Source organism: Nocardia sp. NPDC003183, assembly GCF_053590715.1.
Window position 1 is genome coordinate 97,450 of sequence record NZ_JBSFTG010000018.1, and the last position, 20,334, is coordinate 117,783.

16 protein-coding genes are annotated in these 20,334 nt (G+C 69.2%); 10 read left to right on the forward strand and 6 right to left on the reverse strand.

Annotated elements, in window-relative coordinates; all coding sequences use genetic code 11:
* Positions 1 to 37 precede the first annotated feature (37 nt).
* The 3 genes from ACWDXS_RS31810 to ACWDXS_RS31820 all read left to right on the forward strand — a co-directional run bounded on the left by ACWDXS_RS31810 (position 38) and on the right by ACWDXS_RS31820 (position 5,086).
* A complete protein-coding gene (locus ACWDXS_RS31810) occupies positions 38 to 1,963 on the forward strand; it encodes a hypothetical protein (protein ID WP_449971431.1) in 1,926 nt (641 codons plus the stop codon).
* A 45-nt stretch (positions 1,964 to 2,008) separates the two neighbouring features.
* On the forward strand, positions 2,009 to 3,760 hold the full coding sequence (treZ, locus tag ACWDXS_RS31815) for a malto-oligosyltrehalose trehalohydrolase (RefSeq protein WP_449971434.1): 1,752 nt from the start codon (positions 2,009 to 2,011) through the stop codon (positions 3,758 to 3,760).
* Positions 3,761 to 3,835: 75 nt separating this feature from the next.
* The gene (locus ACWDXS_RS31820) at positions 3,836 to 5,086 is read left to right on the forward strand and encodes a serine hydrolase domain-containing protein (protein WP_449971437.1); all 1,251 of its coding nucleotides are present in this window, start codon (positions 3,836 to 3,838) and stop codon (positions 5,084 to 5,086) included.
* A 16-nt stretch (positions 5,087 to 5,102) separates the two neighbouring features.
* Here ACWDXS_RS31820 and ilvA read toward each other — a convergent pair whose 3' ends face one another.
* Together ilvA and ACWDXS_RS31830 are read right to left on the reverse strand one after the other, a co-directional pair.
* The gene (gene ilvA, locus ACWDXS_RS31825; RefSeq protein ID WP_378992653.1) at positions 5,103 to 6,455 is read right to left on the reverse strand and encodes a threonine ammonia-lyase IlvA; all 1,353 of its coding nucleotides are present in this window, start codon (positions 6,453 to 6,455) and stop codon (positions 5,103 to 5,105) included.
* Between the two features lie 88 nt (positions 6,456 to 6,543).
* Positions 6,544 to 6,978 (reverse strand): nitroreductase family deazaflavin-dependent oxidoreductase, encoded by a 435-nt coding sequence (locus ACWDXS_RS31830; RefSeq protein WP_378992654.1) that lies wholly within the window; start codon positions 6,976 to 6,978, stop codon positions 6,544 to 6,546.
* 97 nt (positions 6,979 to 7,075) lie between these two features.
* Here ACWDXS_RS31830 and ACWDXS_RS31835 point away from each other — a divergent pair, with 97 nt between their 5' ends.
* Positions 7,076 to 7,291 carry a hypothetical protein gene (locus ACWDXS_RS31835; RefSeq protein ID WP_379316668.1) on the forward strand — a complete coding sequence of 72 codons (216 nt, stop codon included), beginning with the start codon at positions 7,076 to 7,078 and terminating at the stop codon, positions 7,289 to 7,291.
* A gap of 40 nt (positions 7,292 to 7,331) precedes the next feature.
* Here the strand turns inward: ACWDXS_RS31835 and ACWDXS_RS31840 are convergent, their stop codons facing one another.
* Positions 7,332 to 10,172, reverse strand: coding sequence for an AAA family ATPase (locus ACWDXS_RS31840; RefSeq protein WP_449971442.1), 2,841 nt, complete (start codon positions 10,170 to 10,172; stop codon positions 7,332 to 7,334).
* Positions 10,173 to 10,330: 158 nt separating this feature from the next.
* Here ACWDXS_RS31840 and ACWDXS_RS31845 point away from each other — a divergent pair, with 158 nt between their 5' ends.
* Positions 10,331 to 10,687 carry a nuclear transport factor 2 family protein gene (locus ACWDXS_RS31845; RefSeq protein ID WP_378992660.1) on the forward strand — a complete coding sequence of 119 codons (357 nt, stop codon included), beginning with the start codon at positions 10,331 to 10,333 and terminating at the stop codon, positions 10,685 to 10,687.
* Positions 10,688 to 10,713: 26 nt separating this feature from the next.
* On the forward strand, positions 10,714 to 11,133 hold the full coding sequence (locus ACWDXS_RS31850; protein WP_449971445.1) for a hypothetical protein: 420 nt from the start codon (positions 10,714 to 10,716) through the stop codon (positions 11,131 to 11,133).
* A 72-nt stretch (positions 11,134 to 11,205) separates the two neighbouring features.
* On the opposite strand, the gene treY is transcribed toward ACWDXS_RS31850, so the two are convergent.
* The 3 genes from treY to ACWDXS_RS31865 all read right to left on the reverse strand — a co-directional run bounded on the left by treY (position 11,206) and on the right by ACWDXS_RS31865 (position 16,357).
* Complete coding sequence (gene treY, locus ACWDXS_RS31855) at positions 11,206 to 13,593, reverse strand: malto-oligosyltrehalose synthase (protein WP_449971469.1); 2,388 nt, start codon at positions 13,591 to 13,593, stop codon at positions 11,206 to 11,208.
* A 48-nt stretch (positions 13,594 to 13,641) separates the two neighbouring features.
* A complete protein-coding gene (gene glgX / locus ACWDXS_RS31860; RefSeq protein WP_449971448.1) occupies positions 13,642 to 15,744 on the reverse strand; it encodes a glycogen debranching protein GlgX in 2,103 nt (700 codons plus the stop codon).
* A 67-nt stretch (positions 15,745 to 15,811) separates the two neighbouring features.
* Complete coding sequence (locus tag ACWDXS_RS31865; protein ID WP_449971451.1) at positions 15,812 to 16,357, reverse strand: cupin domain-containing protein; 546 nt, start codon at positions 16,355 to 16,357, stop codon at positions 15,812 to 15,814.
* A 35-nt stretch (positions 16,358 to 16,392) separates the two neighbouring features.
* On the opposite strand from ACWDXS_RS31865, the gene ACWDXS_RS31870 reads away from it, so the two are divergent.
* The 4 genes from ACWDXS_RS31870 to bioD are packed head-to-tail and all read left to right on the forward strand — an operon-like array spanning position 16,393 to position 20,065.
* The gene (locus ACWDXS_RS31870; RefSeq protein WP_449971454.1) at positions 16,393 to 16,854 is read left to right on the forward strand and encodes a MarR family winged helix-turn-helix transcriptional regulator; all 462 of its coding nucleotides are present in this window, start codon (positions 16,393 to 16,395) and stop codon (positions 16,852 to 16,854) included.
* A 60-nt stretch (positions 16,855 to 16,914) separates the two neighbouring features.
* The gene (locus ACWDXS_RS31875) at positions 16,915 to 18,192 is read left to right on the forward strand and encodes an adenosylmethionine--8-amino-7-oxononanoate transaminase (protein WP_449971457.1); all 1,278 of its coding nucleotides are present in this window, start codon (positions 16,915 to 16,917) and stop codon (positions 18,190 to 18,192) included.
* Positions 18,189 to 19,388, forward strand: a complete 1,200-nt coding sequence (locus ACWDXS_RS31880) for an 8-amino-7-oxononanoate synthase (protein WP_449971460.1) — start codon at positions 18,189 to 18,191, stop codon at positions 19,386 to 19,388. Before ACWDXS_RS31875 ends, ACWDXS_RS31880 begins: the two co-directional genes overlap by 4 nt.
* A complete protein-coding gene (gene bioD, locus ACWDXS_RS31885) occupies positions 19,385 to 20,065 on the forward strand; it encodes a dethiobiotin synthase (protein WP_449971463.1) in 681 nt (226 codons plus the stop codon). The genes ACWDXS_RS31880 and bioD overlap by 4 nt, the downstream gene beginning before the upstream one ends.
* Positions 20,066 to 20,334: the final 269 nt, after the last annotated feature.

Consider the following 20,334-nt stretch of genomic DNA (forward strand, 5'->3'; position numbering starts at 1 on the left):
TGGCCGCCTCGCGAACTACGGGCTAGCGTCGAGAGACGTGACGTCCGTGCCGCTGCTCGACTCGCCACCGCACTCCCGTGACCCGTCGCGGCCGGTGCCGTGGCGGATCACCGGGCGGACGGTGCTGCTCGTCGCGACGGCGCTGATCGTGGCGCAGCTGGTCCTGCGCGGCTGGGTGGCCGCGTCCGGATTCTTCTACTGGGACGATTTCCTGCTGATCGGCCGGGTGAGCAGCCAGCCGGTGTTCTCGACGGAATTGCTGTTCACCAGTCATGACGGGCACGTGATGCCGTTGGCTTTCGTGCTGACCTGGCTGGTCACCGAGGTGGCGCCGTTGAATTGGGCAGCCGCCGTCGTGGTGCTGATCGGGTTGCAACTGCTCGCTTCGCTGGCGGTGCTGCGACTGTTGATCGTGCTGCTCGGGGTCCGCACCCGCCTGCTCGGACCCCTGGCGTTCTACCTGTTCGTCCCGCTGACGGTGCCCGCGTTCGCCTGGTGGTCGGCGGCGGTGAACGCGCTGCCGTTGCAGATCGCACTCGCGTGGGTGAGCGCGGACGCGGTGCTGTTGGTGCGAACCGGGCGGCGTCGATATGCGGTGTCGGGGGCCGCGGTGTTCGCGGTGGCGTTGCTGTTCTTCGAGAAATCGGTGGTCGTGCTGCCGGTGGCTTTCGCGGTGGCAGTGCTGGCCGCGCACGTGACGGGCGGATCCGTACAGGCGGCCGCTCGGCGTGGGGGCGCGCTGTGGACGGCGGGCGGCGCGGTGCTGCTGACGTGGTCGGCGTGTTTTCTGCTCGTCATCCAACGTCCGAGGGGGCTCTCGGCTCCCGAACATTCCGGGTCCCTGTGGAGCCGCGCGCTGTCCGACGGGTTGGTACCCGCGCTGTTCGGCGGTCCATGGCGCTGGGAACGCTGGCAACCCGCCACGCCGTGGGCGGACTCGCCGAGCTTGCTGGTCGCGCTGAGCTGGCTGTCGCTGATCCTGTTCGCGGCGTGGACGATTCGTACCCGCTGCCGGGTCATCGCGATCTGGGTGAGCGCCGCCGGATACGCGGTCCTGACCATCGCGCCCGTCGTCCTGCTGCGTGACGGCCCGAGTACCGCGGGTCTGCTCCTCCAATCGGTGCGCTACTTCGCCGATTTCGCCGTCATCGCGACCGTCGCGCTCGCGTTGATCACGCTGGCACCCCGTCGGCGCCGGTCGAGTTCTGCATTCGGATCGAACGAGCCCGCACACCGGCGAATTCCGGCTGACATCGATCCGGCACGTGCGCGCACCGTCAGCGGATCGGCTCCGGTCGCGGTGGGGCGTGATGGCCGAGCTCGGCAGGCAGTGGGTATCTCGGCGATCATCGTGTTCCTCGCGAGCAGTGTGTACTCGACGATCACCTTCACCAGGTCCTGGGAACCGAGCCCCGCCCGCATCTACGTGAGCGGCGTGCGAGCCGCGCTCCCCGGCGCCGCCGACGCGCCGCTGCTGCCTCAAGAGGTTCCGTGGAATGTCTTGAACCCGTTGGCCTTCCCCGAGAACATGACCGACCGTGTCTTCGCCCCGATCGCGACCCCCACCACCTTCGCCCTTTCGACTCCGCGCCTGCGGATGATCACCGATGAGGGCGCCGTCGTCGACGCGCAGGTCTGGTGGAACCGCGCCATCGTCGAGGGCCCCGAACCCCGCTGTGGGTACCGCGTGCACGGCACCGCCGGCGCCAACCTCCCCCTCGACGGCCCCATGCAGATCCGCGACTGGACCGCCCAGGTGAACTACAACGCCGAACGGGACGGCCGGATCGCGCTGTCCTTCGAGGGCGAGACCGAGACGATCGCCGACGTGCGCGCCGGCTTGAACACCGTGTACGTCCGGCTGCTCGGCGGCGGCGACACCCTGCGGATCAGATCCCTCGACGAGCGGCAGTCGCTGTGCGTCGGCGCGGGACCGGTCGGGGTCGCCGCGCACGCGCGGTGAATCGTTGATCGAGCACACCGGCGCGGGGCATGCGATGCTGGGCCGATGAGGCAGTTTCGGGTGTGGGCGCCGGAGGCGGGGGCGGTGCGGCTGCAACTGGACGGGGTCGAGCACCCGATGCGAAGAAACGGTGGCGGCAGTTGGTCGGTCCGCGTCGACGCAGGTCAGGGTGCCCGTTACGGCTTCCTGATCGACGACGACCCGACGGTGTTGCCCGACCCTCGCTCGGCTCGCCAACCCGACGGCGTGCACGAAACCTCCGCTGTCCACGACCTGGACCAGACGGCCTGGACCGACCGGAACTGGACCGGCCGACCCGTGGCCGGCTCGGTGTTCTACGAACTCCACATCGGCACCTTCACCCCCGCGGGAACCTTCGACGCGGCGATCGAGCACCTCGACCATCTCGTGACACTGGGCGTCACCACCGTCGAACTCATGCCGGTGAACGCCTTCGACGGCACCCACAACTGGGGCTACGACGGCGTCGGATGGTACGCGGTACAGGAAAGCTACGGCGGTCCCGACGGCCTGCAACGCTTCGTCGACGCCTGCCACGCCCGTGGTCTCGCGGTCTGCCTCGACGTGGTCTACAACCACCTCGGCCCGTGCGGCAACTACCTGCCGCGCTTCGGCCCCTACCTCACCGAGGGCCGCAACACCTGGGGTCAGAGCCTCAACCTCGACGGCCCCGGCTCCGACGCGGTCCGCGCCTACATCATCGACAACGCCCTGCGCTGGCTGCGCGAATTCCACCTCGACGCCTTGCGTATCGATGCCGTCCACGCGCTGGTCGACCGCACCGCCACCCACCTGCTCGACGAGCTCGTCGTCGAAACCACCGCGCTGGCAGCACATCTGGGCCGACCGCTCAGCTTGATCGCGGAAAGCGATCTCAACGACCCCCGCCTGATCACCCCGCGCGCGGCAGGCGGCTACGGGCTCACCGGCCAGTGGAACGACGACCTGCACCACGCCGTGCACACCGCGGTCTCCGGCGAAAGACAGGGCTACTACGCCGATTTCGGCTCACTGGCCTGCCTCACGCAGACACTCACCCACGGCTTCTTCCACGCCGGGACCTATTCCAGCTTCCGCGGCCGCACCCACGGCGCGCCGCTGCGTCGCGACCTCGTCCCCGGCAGCGCGCTGTTCGGCTACACCTGCAATCACGATCAGATCGGCAATCGCGCGACCGGTGATCGCCCCAGCGCCTACCTCACCCCGGGGCAACTCGCGGTGAAGGCGGCGCTGGTGCTGCTCTCGGCGAGTACGCCGATGCTGTTCATGGGGGAGGAGTGGGGCGCGCGCACCCCGTTCCAGTTCTTCACCTCCCACACCGACCCGGTCGTCGCCGCGGCCACCGCCACCGGGCGTCGCGCCGAATTCGCCGAGCACGGCTGGTCCAGCGACGAGGTGCCCGACCCGCAGGACCCGGACACCTTCACCCGCTCCAAGCTCGACTGGACCGAGGTCGGTCGCGAACCGCATGCCCGATTGCTCGCCTGCTATCGCGGCCTGCTCGCCCTGCGCAAGTCGCGGCCCGAGTTCGCCGATCCATGGCTGGAACGGGTGTGGGCCGACTATGACGAAGCACAGCGTTGGTTCGTCCTGCGTCGTGGCCGAATCTCGGTGGTGTGCAACCTCGCCGAGGACGAAGTGGTGATCCCGGTGCACGGTCGGGTGCTGCTGGCCTGGTCGCCTGCCACCGAAAGCGGTGCGGGAACACTGATTTCGGGTCACAGTTTCGCCGTGCTCGAGGAAGGTGACGGCGCGGGCACGGTGGTCACCGAGTGATGACGCCGGGCTACGGGTCGGCCACATTCCGAAACGTGGCGTTGCCGAATAGGCATAACGCCGTATAGTCGGATGATGAGCAACGACGCTTACGGGCAGGACAGCGCTGCCCTCCCGGCCGGTGTCGGGGGTTTCGCCCCGGCCGGATTCGGTCCGCTGGTGCGCGCTTTCGCCACCTTGATCGGCCATCGCCGCGATGCGGGCGGTGCGCTCGCGATCTATCGGCACGGTGAACCACTCGCCCATTTCTGGACCGGTAGTGCGGGTGACCGACCATGGAACGCCGAAACCGGCGCGATCGTGTTCTCCGCGACCAAGGGTGTCACCGCCACCGTCATCCACCGGCTCGCCGACCGCGGACTGATCGACTACCAGGCGCCGGTCGCCGAATACTGGCCGCGTTTCGCCGCGCACGGCAAGGGCGCGATCACCGTCGCCGACGTGCTCACCCACCGCTCCGGGCTGTCGTCGCTGTCCTCGGTCGCCAACACCGCCGCGGAAGCCCTCGATCACGAGTTGATGGAGGACCGCCTGGCACTGGCCACCCCGGACCGGATGCTCGGCACCCCCACCTATCACGCCCTGACCTACGGCTGGCTGCTCGCGGGCCTGGCCAGGGGCGTGACCGGCCGGAGTATGAGCGAGCTGATCCGCACCGAGGTCACCGATCCGCTCGGTATCGACGGCATCCACCTCGGTCGCCCCGCCGCGGACTCGTCGACCGAATACGCCCGGCTGGCCGGCGCGCACCTGAGCTTCGCCGCGCATCCCGTCGGCGCCAGTTTCCTCGCCAATGTCGGATTCCGGCTGCCCGGACCGCTCGGCGCGGCCGCTCGCTGCCTGTTCGTGCCCGGCCTCGACGGCATTCTCGACGGTGACGACCCCACGATCCTGAACACCGAGATGCCCGCGGGCAACGGTGTCGCGACGGCCGCCGGATTGGCGAAGATGTACGCGGCGCTGGCCGACGGCGTCACCGTCGACGGCACGCCGTACCTGCAGCAGAGCACGCACGCCGCGATCCGCCGGGTGCAGAGCTACCGGCTCGACCACGCGCTGTTCTACCTGCCGATGATGTGGCACCTGGGCTATCACTCGTTGCCCGTCCCCGGCGCGCGGCACGGCTTCGGCCATATCGGGCTCGGCGGTTCGTTCGGCTGGGTCGACCCGCAGTCGGGCCTCTCGGTGGCCTACGTCCACAACCGTCTCGACCAGATACTGCTGCCCTACGACCAGCTCGCCATGGGCTGGCTACTGCCGCTGGTCGTGTCGAGCGTGCGCGCGAGTCGCACGTCCGGACACCGCGAGGACCGCGCGGCGGCGTGACCGCCGCGCGGCGGACCTACGTCAGGTAGCGATAGGCGGGGGAGCCCGGTTCCAGGCGTTCGGCCTGGATCGGGGACTCCTCGATACGGTGCATCAACGACGCCAGATTGTCGGTGGCACCGAGCTCGATGCCGACCAGTGCGGCCCCGGTATCCCGGTTGTTGCGCTTGACGTACTCGAACATGGTGATGTCGTCGTCGGGGCCGAGAACATCGTCGAGGAAGCGGCGCAGCGCACCGGGCTCCTGCGGGAAGTCGACCAGGAAGTAGTGCTTGAGACCACGGTGCACCAGTGAGCGCTCGATGATCTCGCCGTAGCGCGACACATCGTTGTTGCCACCCGAGACCAGCACCACGACCGTGCTGTCGGGCGCGATGTCGATCTCGGCCAAGGCCGCGGTGGCCAGCGCGCCCGCGGGCTCGGCGATGATGCCTTCGCTCTGGTAGAGGTCGAGCATCGCGGTGCAGATAGCGCCCTCGTCGACCAGCATCACCCGGAAAGCCGCTGTCCCGGTGGAGGATCCGGGTGTGGTGAGCAGGGGCAGCGAGGCATGCGAGACCATCCGGCCGCCGAACGACGCTGCCGCCCGGTAGGGCAGTTCGCCGATGCGGCGCACGGCGGCGCCGTCGACGAACGGGTCGATCTCGGGCAGCGTCACCGGTGCGCCGGCGACCAGCGCGGCGGTCAGCGAGGCCGCGCCCGCGGGTTCGACGGCCAGCAGACCGGTGTGCGGTGCGCGTTCGCGCAGGTAGGTGCCGATGCCGGCGAGGCAGCCGCCGCCGCCGACCGGGACGATCACCAGGTCGGGGGCCGTGCCGAGCTGGTCGAGGAACTCCGCGGCGATGGTGCCCTGCCCCGCGGCGGTGCGCGGGTCGTCGAACGGCGGCACCATGGTGGCGCCGGTGCGGGCGACATCGTCGGCGGCGGCCGCGGCCGCGGCGTCGTAGGTCTCGCCGACGGCGATCAGCTCGACGAACTCGCCGCCGTGCACGCGGATGCGGTCGCGCTTCTGCTTGGGGGTGGTGGTCGGCACATAGATGCGCCCGCGCACACCCATCGCCCGGCAGGCGAACGCCACGCCCTGCGCGTGATTGCCCGCGCTGGCGGTGACCACACCGGCCGCGCGCTCGGCGGCGGTGAGCTGCACCATCAGGTTGTAGGCGCCGCGCAGCTTGTAGGAGCGAACCGCGGTGAGGTCTTCGCGCTTGAGGTACACCTGCGCACCGGTGCTCGCCGACAGCCGCGCGCTGTACTGCAGCGGAGTCGGCTCGATGATGTCGGAAATTCGCTTGGCGGCGGCGTCGATCTCGTCCGCGGTGAGCGGCGGACGGATTACGGACACTTCGGCGACGTCAGCGATGGGGGACACCCGGACAATGCTACCGAGGCGGTTCGCGCGCTCGGCGAGCGGAACCACCCGCCGCGGCGACCGCGGCGGGTGGGCTCGGACCTGCGGTTCAGCGCGGCGTGAGGACGAAGACCGGGATCACGCGATCGGTCTTCTTCGTGTACTCGTCGTAGTCGGGCCACACGGCGACCGCGCGCTCCCACCACTGCGCTCGCTCGTCGCCGGTGAGCTCGCGTGCGGTGTAGTCCTTGGTGGTGGTGCCGTCGCGCAGTTCGACGTGCGGATCGGCCTTGATGTTGTGGTACCAGACGGGATTCTTCGGCGCCCCGCCCAGCGACGCGACGACGGCGTACTCGCCGTCGTGCTCGACCCGCATCAGCGGCGTCTTGCGCAGCTTGCCGGTCTTGGCGCCCTTGGTGGTGAGCAGGATGACGGGCTTGCCCTGCAACGAGGTGCCCTCGGCGCCGCCGGAGTTCTCGTAGGTCTCGGCCTGTTCGCGTGCCCAGTCCGAAGTGCTCGGTGCGTACTCTCCTGTGAGTGGCATGACCTGCACAACGAACCATCGCCCTGTGATGTTCCCGATAGAGCCACTCGAACAAGTTCGGTGGACCGAACTTCGATGTACGCCTATCCTGGTCTGCATGGCAGTGCTCACCTCATCGGCAGCATCCGCGACCGTCGACATCGCGGGTAGTGCTTGGCCGGTCTACAAGCTCGAGGCGCTCGTTGCCGCGCTCGTGGTCGCCGCGCTGCTGCTGCTGATCATCGGGTCGCCGCAGGTCGCGGTGCTGGCGGCCGCCGCGGTCGCCGCCGTTCGCTGGACCGTCGGCGCCACCCGCACCGCGTCGCGCCACTGATTCGGGCACCAGGCCAGGTTCGTGCACCCCGGATGGCGGATCATTCCGTCAGGTCGAGCGAACTCAACTCACCGCGCGACAGCACGCCCAGCTTCGGATACGCCTTGTACAGGTGATGGCCGACGGTGCGGTGGCTCAGGAACAGCCGTGCCGCGATCTCCCGATTCGACAATCCCTGCGCGGCCAGCCGCACGATCTGTGATTCCTGCGGGGTGAGCAGGCTCAGCGGGCCGCCGCTCGCACGCGTACCGGTTCCGACACCGAGCGCGCCCAGTTCGGTGCGCGCGCGTTCGCTCCACGGTGCCGCGCCGAGCCGATCGAACAGCGCTGTCGCCTGTTCCAGCTGGGTCCGCGCGTCGACCTTGCGCTTGTCGCGGCGTAGCCACTCGCCGTAGAGCAGCCGAGTGCGGGCTTCGTCGAACGGCCGGTTGGCGGCGAGCGCGGCCACGAAATGCTGTTCGGCCGCCGGGCCGTCGGCCAGCAACGCCCGGCCACGGGCCGCCAGCGCCGCGATCCACTCCTGCTCGGTCCGCTGCGACCAGGCGGTGAGCCGATCCAGCGCCTCGGTCGCGCGGTCGGTCGCGCCGAGCCGAACCGCCACCTCGATCTGATCCGGCAGTGTGCGCAGCCCGATGACATGGTGCCGCGCCGGTTCGATCGTCATCTGCGCGAGCTCGGTCCTTGCCTGCTCCAGCCTGCCTTCACCGAGGGCCAGCAGCGCCACGGCCGCGTGCGCCCACGACGCACCGACCGCGCCCGGCCCGCCGAATTCCTCGGCCGCCGCACGCTCGGCATGGTCGCGACACGCTGCCGAATCACCCTGTAGCGCGGCGAGATACGCGAGAAATGCGTGGATCTGACTGTTCCACTGCGCCTGTCCGCTGTCCTGTGCGATCCGCAGCCCTTCCTCGGCCGCGATCCGGCTCTCCCTCGGTCGCCCGCCGAACAACAACCCCTCCGATCGGAAGAACAGCAGCGGCGCCAGCAACCCGATCCGCCCCTGCTCCCGGCATTCCCTGATCAACTCGCCGGCCAGTTCCTCGACCTGCTCGTCCTGCCCGACGACCAAACCGCTGCCACACAGCTGCACCAGGTCGGCCGGACTGTCCGCTCCGCCGGTCCGGGCGGCGGCCGCCGCGTCCCGCAGGTCGGCGACCCGCTGACCTGTCACCGACCCGGTCAGATATCGCGCGATCGGCGTCGCGGGGTCTTCCTCCATCAGCCGCAGCGTCGCCAGGACATCGGCGACCTCGTCGAGCTCATCGGGTCCGAGGTACCAGGCGGTGTGCACGGCCTTGGTCAGAATCCGAGCCGCGCCACGGGGATCGGATTCGCGCATCGCGACGGCCGCTGACATCAACCGCCGATGCGCGGAACCCGGTTTGCCGCCCGCGAATTCGGCCTGCGCCCGCACCAGGTCCAGCCGCAGCTCGAACGCGGCTCCGCCTTCCTCGGCCGCGCTACCCTGCTCGCCGCCCTCGCCGCCCTCGCCGACTACCCCGGCAGAGCCGACAGCCTCTCGTTCGCCAGGCTGCGCCGCCTGCTGCGCCGGGCCACCGGTTGCTGGCGCGCCGGGGGCATCGCCCGCCGGCTCGCGGACGTCGCTCCACAGGGACGCGGCTCGCTCGGCCAGTCGCTCTGCGCGGTCGGTGAGGCCCGCCTCCGTCGCGGACTCGGCGGCGAGGACGAGTCTGCGCACGCGGGCGTTCGTGTCGATGCTCAGCGCGGCCGCGCGATCGTAGGCGGTCACGGCGGCATGGAGGCCGTGGCGGCGCCGGGCACGGTCGGCTGTGTGCTCGAGTGTGGTGGCGGTGTTCTCGTCGGGACCTGTTGCGGCACTGGCGAGATGCCATGCCCGCAGGTCCGCGGTGTCGTCGCCGCTCAGTGCGTCGGCCAAGGCGTGGTGGGCGGCCAGCCGGTCGGTGAGCGCGGCGCCTTGATACACCGCCGACCGCAGCAGTGGGTGGTGCCAGGTCAGCACCTGACCGTCGGTGCCGATCATGCCCGCGTCCTGGGCGGGTTGCAGATCCCGCAGTGACGCACCGAGACCGGCCGCGGCACGCAGGATCGGCGCCAGGTCCACGGCACCGGCCGCCGCCGCGACCAGAAGCACGGTCCGCGTCGACGTGGGCAAGCGGGTGACGCGGCCGTGGAAGGCCAGCTGTAACCGCTGCGACAACGGCAGCGGATTCGCGTCGTCGACACTGCCGTCGCCGACTACTGCCGGAAGTTCCAGCAGCGCAAGGGGATTACCGCCCGACTCGGTGAGCAATCGATACCGGACGGCCGGACTCAGCGGGGTTGTACCGGCATCGAGCAGTGCCGCCGACGCCTCGGGACGCAGACCGGACAGGGCGAGTTCTGTCAGCCCGGGCGCGGGAAAATCCTGCGGCCCCGAGCGCGTGGCGAACAGCATCACCACTCCCTCGGCCTCGAGCCTGCGCGCCGCGAACAGCAGTGCCTCCGCGCTGGCCCGGTCCAGCCAATGCGCGTCGTCGATCAGGCACAGCAGCGGCCCGTCGGCTGCCTCCTCGGCGAGCAGGGTCAGTACCGCCAGCCCGATCAGCATCCGATCGGCGGGTGCGCCATCGCCGAGCCCGAACGCCGACTCGAGCGCGTCACGCTGCCGCGACGGCAGGTGGCGCACGAGCTCCATACCTGGCCGGACCAGCAGATGCAGTGCCGCGAAGGGCAATTCGGCCTCGGACTCGATCCCCGCGCTACGCACTGTCGGAACACCTTGCGCTGCCGCGTAATCCAGCAGCGCGGTCTTCCCGATCCCGGCCTCGCCGCGCACCACCATGGCCCCGCTTCGCCCCGCGCGCGCCCCGCTGAGCAGGTCATCGATCCTGGCCTGTTCGACATCGCGTCCGTGCAGCATGGGCTCCACCGTATCGCCGTACCGGTACCGCGGGCAGCCGCGCCGGGAAAAGTACCTATACGCGACTGATTCGACCGACCCCCCTCGCGCCATAACGTTGTGCCCATCGCAGGAACTACCAGCGAAACACCAGCTCACAACCTATTTCGGAGGTCGAGATGAACACCGTCGTCGCACAGTACCTGGAAGCGTGGAACACCCGCGAGCCCGCCGCCCGCCGCTCCGCCGTCGCCCGTCTGTTCACCCCGCGGGCCCGCTACGTCGACCCGCTGGTCGCGGTCACCGGCCACGCCGAACTCGAGGCCGCCATCGCCGGTGTCCAGGCTCAGTTCCCCGACTGGACATTCACCCTGGCCGGTCCCGTCGACGCCCATCACGACCAGGTCCGCTTCACCTGGGGCCTCGGCCCCGCCGACGCCCCCGCCGTGGTGATCGGCTTCGACGTCGCCGTCCTCACCGACGGCCGCATCGACAGCGTCTACGGCTTCCTCGACCAGGTTCCCGCCACCACCTGACCCCTTCGCAGCCAAGGAGATCCGCCATGACCACCACCGCTCCGTCCCGCCTGTCCGCGTTGTTCGCCTCCGGCGAGAACCTGCTGCGGCTGTCGCTGCGCCTCGACGCCGTCGTCACCACCGCCAACGGCCTGGCCTACCTGGCACTGGCGCAACCACTGGAACGGCTGCTCGGACTCGATGCCGGTGTCGGCCTCGCGATCGGCGCCTTCCTCACCGCCTACGGCCTCGCCGTCGCCGTCGTCGGCCGATCGGCGCCGGTCAACCGGGCTGCGGCGTCGGCGGTGGCGATGGGCAACACCGTCTGGGTCGTGGCCAGTCTCGCCGCGCTGTCGACCGGTGCGCTCGGTCTCACCACGGTGGGTGTGGTGTGGGCGGTGATGCAGTCGGTGACTGTCGGCGGTTTCGCCGCGCTGCAGTATCTGGGACTCCGTCGTAGTCGCTGAGCTGGACACGAGGGACCGGCTCGCGCAGTGTCGGTCCCTCGCGGGTGCGCGCCTTCTGGCCCGTGAGTGCTGTCAGCGCACCAGCAACGCGACAGGAAGTCGAGCGAACAGTTTGTCCACCCGCGCACTCCCCGCGAAGGTGTTCCCGGTGAGCCGATCGGTCCAGTTGCCCTGCGGCAGCGGCAAAGTGGTGTCCAGCCAGCCCGTCGTGCCGAGCCCGACCGAATGCCGGGTCGCCGCCACGATCACCTCCGGCGCTTCGCCCGCGGCCCCCCGCCCGTAGGCGATGAACCGATGCGCGTGCTCACCGATGGCATAGAGCGGGCGGTACATCCCGCCGACGAAGCACTCCGGCCGCTCCCGGCGCAACCACAGCGCGTAGGCGACCACCCACATCTTCGCCGCGCCGGTGGTGTCCAAAGTCGGTGTGTCGGTGAGTGACTGGAGCATCCCGACCCGGGTGGCGAAGTTCACCGGCCGCCGGTTGTCGGGGTCGACGAGGGAGTCCTCCCACAACTCGGTGCCCTGATAGATATCGGGAATCCCCGGCGCGCCCAGCTGCAAGAGCTTCTGCGCCACCGCGTCCGACCACGCGTGCGGCGCGAGCTCGTGGGCCAGATCGCCGATGCCGGTACCGACCGGTCCATCGATCACCGCGTCGAGCCAGCCGTGCACGGCCGATTCGAACGCCGCGTCCGGCTCCTCCCAGGAAGTCTTCGTGCCCGCCTCGCGAATCGACTTCTCCGCGAACATGTGCAGCCGGTCCCGCAGCCCCGGCACCGACGAGGCGGGTCGCCCGTCGGCGGGCCACACCCCGAACATGTTCTGCAACAGGAACAACGCGGTCGCCCCGTCGGGCGCGGGGGTGGTCTCCAGCCAGCCTCGAACCCGCTGCGACCAGACATCGGCGACCTGCGACAACACCCCGATCCGGGCACGCACATCCTCTCCGCGTTTGGTGTCGTGGGTCGAGATCGTCGTCATGGTCGCGGGCCAGCGCTGCGCGCGTTCACTGTTGGACAGGTGGAAGTCGTTGACGGAGTGGCCGAATCGGGCCGGATTGCCGCCCACCTCCTGCAGCGACACCAGCCGCGCACCCTGATAGAACATCGTGTCCTCGACCGATTTGGCGGTGATCGCCCCACACACCTGCGAGAACCTCGTCGCCGCTTCACCCCCCACCGACAGCGCGGTCACCAGCACCGACAGCGGCGCCGTCAGCTCGGCGTTGCGCTTCTCCACCTCCGCCACGACCGCGGCCGTCATCCCGGCCAGCGGTGCGTAATCCACCCGGTACACCGGCATGAAGGCCAGTACCTCGATGGTCGCGTTGCTCACCGCGAGAGTGTCGAAACTGCCCGCGTTGCCGTCGCGTTTGATCGCGGCGACCAATCGCCGGATCTCCGGCGCCAGAATGGTTTCGGCGACAGCGCGTTTGATCCGATGCTCGGTTTCACCGAACCACGCCCGGTCGCTGCCGTGCCCCGCGACGTGCTGGGACAGTTCGGTCAGCGTCGCCTCGCCCGCCGGATCGATCAGCACCCCACCGAGATCGGCGAGCGCGTCGTAGCCGGTGGTGCCGTCGACCGGCAGCGTCGCGTCCAACGGCTCGCGATTGGCGAGGATCTTCTCGACGAGCAGGAGCCGTTGCGGCCCGATCAGCCTCCGCAACCGGGTCAGATACGCGCTCGGATGCGACAAGCCGTCCGGATGATCGACGCGAACGCCGTCGATCAGATCGTGTTCGCACCAGGCCGCCAGCTCCCGGTGCGTCGCCTCGAACACCTCCGGGTCTTCCTGCCGGATCGCGGCCAGACTGTTCACCGCGAAGAACCGCCGATACGTGCACACCCCGGCCTTCCAGCTCACCAGCCGGTAGTGCTGGCGGTCGTGGATGCGCAGTGCGTTGTCACCGTCGGTGCCCGCCGCGATCGGGAATCGCAGATCGTGCAAGGCCAGCATCGGTTCCGCGCCGGACCGGTCGACGGTGAGCGCGGCCGGGTCGTTCTCGTTCTGCAGGACCGGCAGCGCCAACCGCCCGCCCGCGCCGTTGCCCGAGCTCCAGTCGATGTCGAAATACTTGGCGTACTGCGATTTCTGGCCGTTGCGCAGCACATCCCACCACCACCGATTCTGCCGCGGATCGGCGACACCCACATGGTTGGGCACCAGGTCGACGATCAATCCCATACCCCGGCTCCGCACTTCGTCGGAGAGCGCTTTGAGGCCCGTCGGCCCGCCGAGCGCGGCGGAGACCGTGGTGGGGTCGGTGACGTCGTAACCGTGCGTCGACCCGTGCGTCGCGGTGAGGATCGGCGACAGGTACAGGTGCGAGATACCCAGCTGCTGCAGGTATTCGGCGATGGCGCGGGCATCGGCGAAGGTGAGCGCGTCGGGGCGCAACTGCAACCGGTAGGTGCTGCGCACCGTGCCCGCCCGGACGGGCGCGCGATGCAGCATGGTCAGCGGGTCGGTCACATAGGTCTCGGTCATCGTCTCGCTCGGCGGCTAGGTGGTTCGGCGCAATACGAGCAGGCAGCGGCTGGCGACCGGCAGCGTCGCCGCCGCGGCGTACACCGCGTCGGCCGCGCCGGTCGGGGTCGAACTATCCAGGGCGAGCGACCACTGCGCGCCGAACTCCGGTCCGGGCAGTACGAAATCGATCGCTTCGTCGTGCGCATTGAAGCACAGCAGGAACGAGTCGTCGGTGATGCGCTCACCCCGTGGACCCGGTTCGGCGATGCCGTCACCGTCGAGCAGCACGGCCAGTGATTTCCCGAAGCCGCTGTCCCAGTCGTCGTTGGTCATCTCGGTGCCCGCGGGCGCGAACCAGGCGATCTCGCGTCGGTGACCCTGATCGTCGCTCGGCCCCGCGGCCAGGAAGCGGCGACGCCGGAAGATCGGATGGTCGGTGCGCAAGGCGATCACCGTGCGGGTGAACTCGAGCAGGTCGGCATTCGACTCCGCCAGCGACCAGTCCATCCACGCCAGCGGCGAATCCTGGCAGTACACATTGTTGTTGCCGAGTTGCGTGCGTCCGATCTCGTCACCATGGGCGAGCATCGGCGTGCCCTGACTCAGAATCAGCGTGGCCAGCAGATTGCGTTGCTGACGTGCACGCAGCGCGAGGACCCGGGGATCGTCGGTCTCACCTTCGACACCACAGTTCCAGGATCGGTTGTGGCTTTCACCGTCCCGATTGCCCTCACCGTTGGCGTCGTTGTGCTTCTCGTTGTAGGACACCAGGTCGCGCAGCGTGAAGCCGTCGTGCGCGGTGACGAAGTTGATGCTGGCACCGGGCCTGCGGCCCGTCGACTCGTACAGATCCGACGACCCGGTGAGCCGAGAGGCGAACTCGCCCAGTGTCGCGGGCTCCCCACGCCAGTAGTCACGCACCGTGTCCCGGTATTTGCCGTTCCACTCTGTCCACAGGCTGGGGAAGTTGCCGACCTGGTAACCGCCTTCACCCACGTCCCACGGTTCGGCGATGAGCTTGACCTGACTCACCACCGGATCCTGGTGTACCAGGTCGAAGAACGCGGAAAGCCGGTCCACGTCGTGCAATTCGCGTGCCAGGGTGGCGGCGAGGTCGAAGCGGAAGCCGTCGACGTGCATGTCCAGAATCCAGTACCGCAGCGAATCCATGATCAGTTGCAGCGTGTGCGGATGCCGGACATTGAGGCTGTTGCCGGTGCCGGTGTAGTCCTTGTAGTGCTCGGGGTCGGCCTCGTCGAGCCGGTAGTAGGCGGCGTTGTCGATCCCGCGCAGGCTCAGTATCGGCCCGTTGTGGTTGCCCTCGCCGGTGTGGTTGTAGACGACGTCGAGAATCACCTCGATGCCCTCGGCGTGCATCGCGCGCACCATCGCCTTGAACTCCGCGACCGCACCGTCGCCACGCGGCCGGGCCGAATACTGGTTGTGCGGTGCGAGATAGCCGATGCTGTTGTAGCCCCAGTAGTTGCGCAAGCCCTGATCGGTGAGCACGTGATCGTGGAAGAACTGGTGCACCGGCATGAGCTCGATCGCGGTGACGCCCAGCGACTTCAGATGCCCGATGATCGCCGGATGCGCCAGGCCCGCATAGGTGCCGCGCAGGTCCTCCGGGATATCCGGGTGCGTCATCGTCAGGCCCTTGACGTGCGCCTCGTAGATCACCGTCTCGTGGTACGGCCGGTTCGGCGGCCGGTCGGGGCCCCAGTCGAAGAACGGGTTGATCACCACCCCGGTCATCGTGTTGCCCAGCGAATCCAGCCCGTAGGTATAGAGCGAGGGATCGTTGACGAATTCGCCGTCGAACGCTTTCCCGTACGGGTCGAGCAGCAGTTTGCTGGGGTCGCAGCGCAATCCGAGCTCCGGATCGTACGGACCGTGGACCCGAAAGCCGTACCGCTGCCCCGGGGTGACGGAGGGCAGGTAGGCGTGCCAGACATAGCCGTCGACTTCGTCGAGGTCGACGCGGGTCTCGGAGCCGTCCTTGGCGATCAGGCAGAGCTCGACCTCGGTGGCGACTTCGGAGAACACCGAGAAGTTCGTGCCGCCACCGTCGTAGGTCGCGCCGAGCGGATACGGGGTGCCCGGCCACACCTCGGGTCGGTCGTTCGGGCTCGACATGCTACGACAGTAATGGAACCCCGGGCCCCACCGCGCACGATGTGACCGGCCGCTCGCTGACCGCCGCTCAGGCCGATGTGGTCGCGAGCAGCCGCCGCGCGTAGCCCGTGCGCCGCGCGAGCCCGGCCAGTCCGCCGAAGATCAGCCGTTGCAGGAATGCGGGCGGACCGGCGAGATAGCCGTCCTGGTACTCCCACAGCAGCCCGAGGGCGAGCGGATTGCGGGGCAGTTTGCTCGTCGTCGTCTGGTTCGCGTTGTCGAGGCCGCTCCAGAACGTGAACATCTCCCAGTGCCGCAGCGGCGGACGGATCACGTGGTCCATCACGGTGTCGCCGGCTTCGTTCCAGAACTCGTGGACGACGCGCGGCGCAGCGGTGACCGTGTCGCCGGGCTTCGCGACGATCTCTTCGCCGCCGATCCGGAAGCGCACCTGACCGGTGCGAACGGTCCAGGTTTCGCTGATCTCCGGATGCCAGTGCGGGCCTGCTTCCCGGCCGACGTGCGGCAGTACGTGTTCGAGTCGGAGATAGGCGCCCTGCGCGTCGGCGCCACGATCGACGAGCGTGACCCGATGCCCGTTGCGAAAGGTGAGGACGGAACCGATGGCAGCCATGATCCAGGTATAAAGGTAACCTTCCTATTATGCCAATGGCTGAGCGGTCCTCCTTGCTGAAACTGCTGGTCCAGGCGGCCGATGCCTACGAGCGCGCGCTGAACCCCGCGCTGCGCGCCGGGCTCGGAACCGATCTGCGCCCAGCGCACTACGCGGTGTTCCGATACCTCGCACCGGAAGGCTCCCGGGTGACCGCGCTGGCCGAGGCCGCCGGAATGACCCAGCAGTCGATGGGGGAGTTGGTCACGCACTTGGAGAAGTGCGGATACGTGGAGCGCGCGCCCGATCCCGCGGACGGGCGCGCGCGGCTGGTGGTCACCACCACGGCCGGTCGGGAGGTGATGTCGCTGGCCGGGCAGCACATCCAGCGCATCGAACGGGTGATCGCCGCCGAGCTGGGCGCGGAATCGCTCGCCGTGGTCCGCGACGCCCTCGCCCGGCTCCCCGCTGCGATCGCCAGTCATGCCGACACCCCGCCCGCCGATGACGGCAGGTGATAACTTGAACAGTGTTCAAGGCTGTCGTCTCGGCAGCACCGGGCGACGACGAGGAAACCTGTGGACCTGACCCCCGAGCAGATCACCGCCCTCGATGCCGAACACGTCTGGCATCCCTACGGCGGATTCCCCGCGACCACCGAGCCGCTGGTCGTGGCGAGCGCGGCAGGAACGCGACTCACTCTCGCCGACGGCCGCGAACTCGTCGACGGGATGAGCTCGTGGTGGGCGGCCGTCCACGGCTACTGCCACCCGGTCCTCGACGCGGCCCTGCTCGCGCAATCCCAGCGCATGAGTCACGTGATGTTCGGCGGGCTCACCCACGAACCGGCCACCCGGCTGACCCAACTGCTGGTCGAACTCACGCCCGCGGGTCTCGACAAGGTCTTCCTCTGCGACTCCGGCTCCGTGTCGGTCGAGGTCGCGACCAAGATGTGCCTGCAGTACTGGCGCGGCGCCGGGCGCCCGGCGAAGAACCGGCTGCTCACCTGGCGCGGGGGATACCACGGCGACACCTTCACCCCGATGAGCGTCTGCGACCCCGATGGCGGCATGCACTCACTGTGGACCGACGTCCTCACCGAGCAGGTCTTCGTCCCCGCGCCGCCACGAGAGTTCGAACCCGGATACGTCGCCGAGCTCGAACGCGCCGTCGCCGATCATCGCGACGAACTGGCCGCGGTGATCGTCGAACCGGTCGTCCAGGGCGCGGGCGGCATGCGCTGGCACGATCCGCGCTACCTCACCGAACTGCGCCGGATCTGCGACGACAACGACGTGCTGCTCGTCTTCGACGAGATCGCCACCGGGTTCGGCCGCACCGGCGAGCTGTTCGCCGCCGACCACGCGGGCGTCGCGCCCGACGTGATGTGCGTCGGCAAGGCGCTGACCGGCGGCTACCTCACCCTGGCGGCGGCGCTGTGCACCACGCGGATCGCCGAGACCATCAGCGCGGCACACGGCGGACTGATGCACGGGCCGACCTTCATGGGCAACCCGCTGGCCTGCGCCGTCGCGGTCGCCTCGATCGAGTTGCTGCGCTCGCGGGACTGGCGAGGCGAGGTGTCCAGGATCGAGTCGGAGTTGCGGGCCGGCCTCGCGCCGCTGGCCGAGCTGCCCGGTGTAGCCGAAGTCCGCGTGCTCGGCGCGATCGGCGTCGTCGAACTCGACGAACCCGTCGATATGCGTGCCGCGACCGATGCCGCCGTCGACGCGGGCGCCTGGCTGCGCCCGTTCCGCAATCTCGTCTACACGATGCCCCCGTTCATCAGCACCAGCGCCGACATCGCTGCCATCACCGAGGCCGTGGGCGCGGCGGTGAAGGCCTCGATCGCATGAGCCCGACCGTCCTGAACAGTGTTCAAGTATGCTGCTCAACTGTGAGTACGGATCCGTTGAGCTGGTTGGACGAGCGTGCGGCCGAACGGGTCGACGCGGGGCTACGCAGGCATCTGCGCGAGCGCGTCGCCGAGTCGTCCGCGATCGACCTCGCCTCCAACGACTACTTGGGCCTGCACCGGCACCCGGAGGTCGTCGAGGGCGCGATCGAGGCGGTGCGGCGCTGGGGAGCAGGCTCCACGGGCTCTCGCTTGGTCACCGGAACGACCACCGAGCACGCGCTCCTCGAACTCGAACTGGCCGAATTCGTCGGCGCCGAAACAGGATTGGTCTTCGCGACCGGCTACGCCGCCAACCTCGGCGTGGTCACCGCGCTGGCCGGACGCGGCACCCTCGTGGTCTCCGACGCGGGCTCGCACGCCTCACTGGTCGACGCGTGCAGGCTTTCCCGTGCCAGAGTCGCGATCGCCGCGCACCGCGATGTCGCCGCGATCGAACGACTGCTCGCCGAGCGCACCGAAGAGCGCGCGTTGGTGCTCACCGATTCGGTCTTCAGCGCAGACGGCGATCTCGCACCACTGGCCGACCTGCATCGCGTCACCCGTGCGAACGGCGCGATCCTGATCGTCGACGAAGCGCACGGACTCGGGGTCCGTGGCGAGGGCGGACGCGGGCTCGTACACGAGCTGGGCTTGGCGGGTGAACCGGACCTCGTGATCACCGCGACGCTGTCGAAGGCATTCGCCGCCCAGGGCGGCGTCGTCCTGGCCGATGCCAGAATCCGTGCCCACCTCATCGATGCCGCGCGCACCTTCATCTTCGATACCGGCCTGGCTCCCGCCGCCGTCGGTGCGGCTCGCGCCGCGCTGTCGCTGCTGCGCCGCGACCCGTCGATGGCCACCCGCGTCCTCGACCGCGCCGCCGACATCGCCCGGATCGCCGGGGTCCCCGAACCGGATTCCGCGGTTGTTTCCGTCGTCCTCGGCGAAGCTCGAGTCGCCTTCGATGCCGCACAGGCATGCCGCGCCCGCGGCCTCGACGTCGGTTGCTTCCGCCCGCCGTCGGTTCCCGAAGGCACCTCACGGCTGCGGCTCACCGCCCGCGCCGACCTGACATCCGCCGAACTCGAGACGATCGCCGAGGTCCTCGGCGACGTTCTCGCATCGGCCCGCGGCAAGGAGTCGGTGACGGCATGACTGTCCTGCTGATCAGCGGCACCTCGACCGACGTCGGCAAAACCGTCGTCACCGCGGCACTGGCCGCGGCCGCGCAGGCAGCGGGACGCACGGTCGCTGTCTGCAAGCCCGCGCAGACCGGCATCGCCCCCGGCGAACCCGGCGACCTCGCCGAAGTCATCCGCCTGACCGGGGTGACCCGCACCCTCGAGCTCGCTCGCTACCCGGAACCACTCGCTCCCGACACCGCCGCGCGGCGCGCGGCCATGCCGCTGCTGACCCTGAGCGATACCGTCGCCGCCGTCGAATCGCTCGCCGATGCCGACCTGGTGCTGGTCGAAGGCGCGGGCGGACTGCTGGTGCGGATGGGCGAGTTCACCCTGCTCGACCTCGCCCAGAAGATCGGTGCACCGGTACTGGTTGTCGCCGCAGCAGGCCTGGGCACCCTCAACCACAGCGAACTCACCACCCGGACCCTCGCCGCGGCAGGTGTTCCCTGCGCCGGCTTGGTCATCGGCTCCTGGCCGACCGATCCCGACCTCGCCTCCCGGTGCAATCGCGACGACCTTCCGCGAGTCACCGAGACCCCGATAGTCGGCGCGATCCCCGCCGGCGCTGGACAGTGGGACCGCCACCGCTTCACCGCGGCCGCACCGAGCTGGTTCACCGCCGGTCCGCTGCTTGGAAACCGCCCTTGACCAGCCGATTTGACTTCGCGTTTGTCGGCACGTAACTTTATTCGAGTCAGAGCGACACGGACACCGACTCAGCCGCCCAGCGGCCGGGACACGAGGTAGGACGTTGAGCGCCTGACTGATCATGTGTTCAGGGTTACTTGATCGGAACTTGCTTCCGGTGAGCTTCCTGAGCTAAAGTTTGAACCCTTGCCTCACCGAAACCCCTCCGAGAAGTTGTGGGTAGAAGTGTGTGCGTGTGTTCTTTGAGAACTCAATAGTGTGTCGATGAA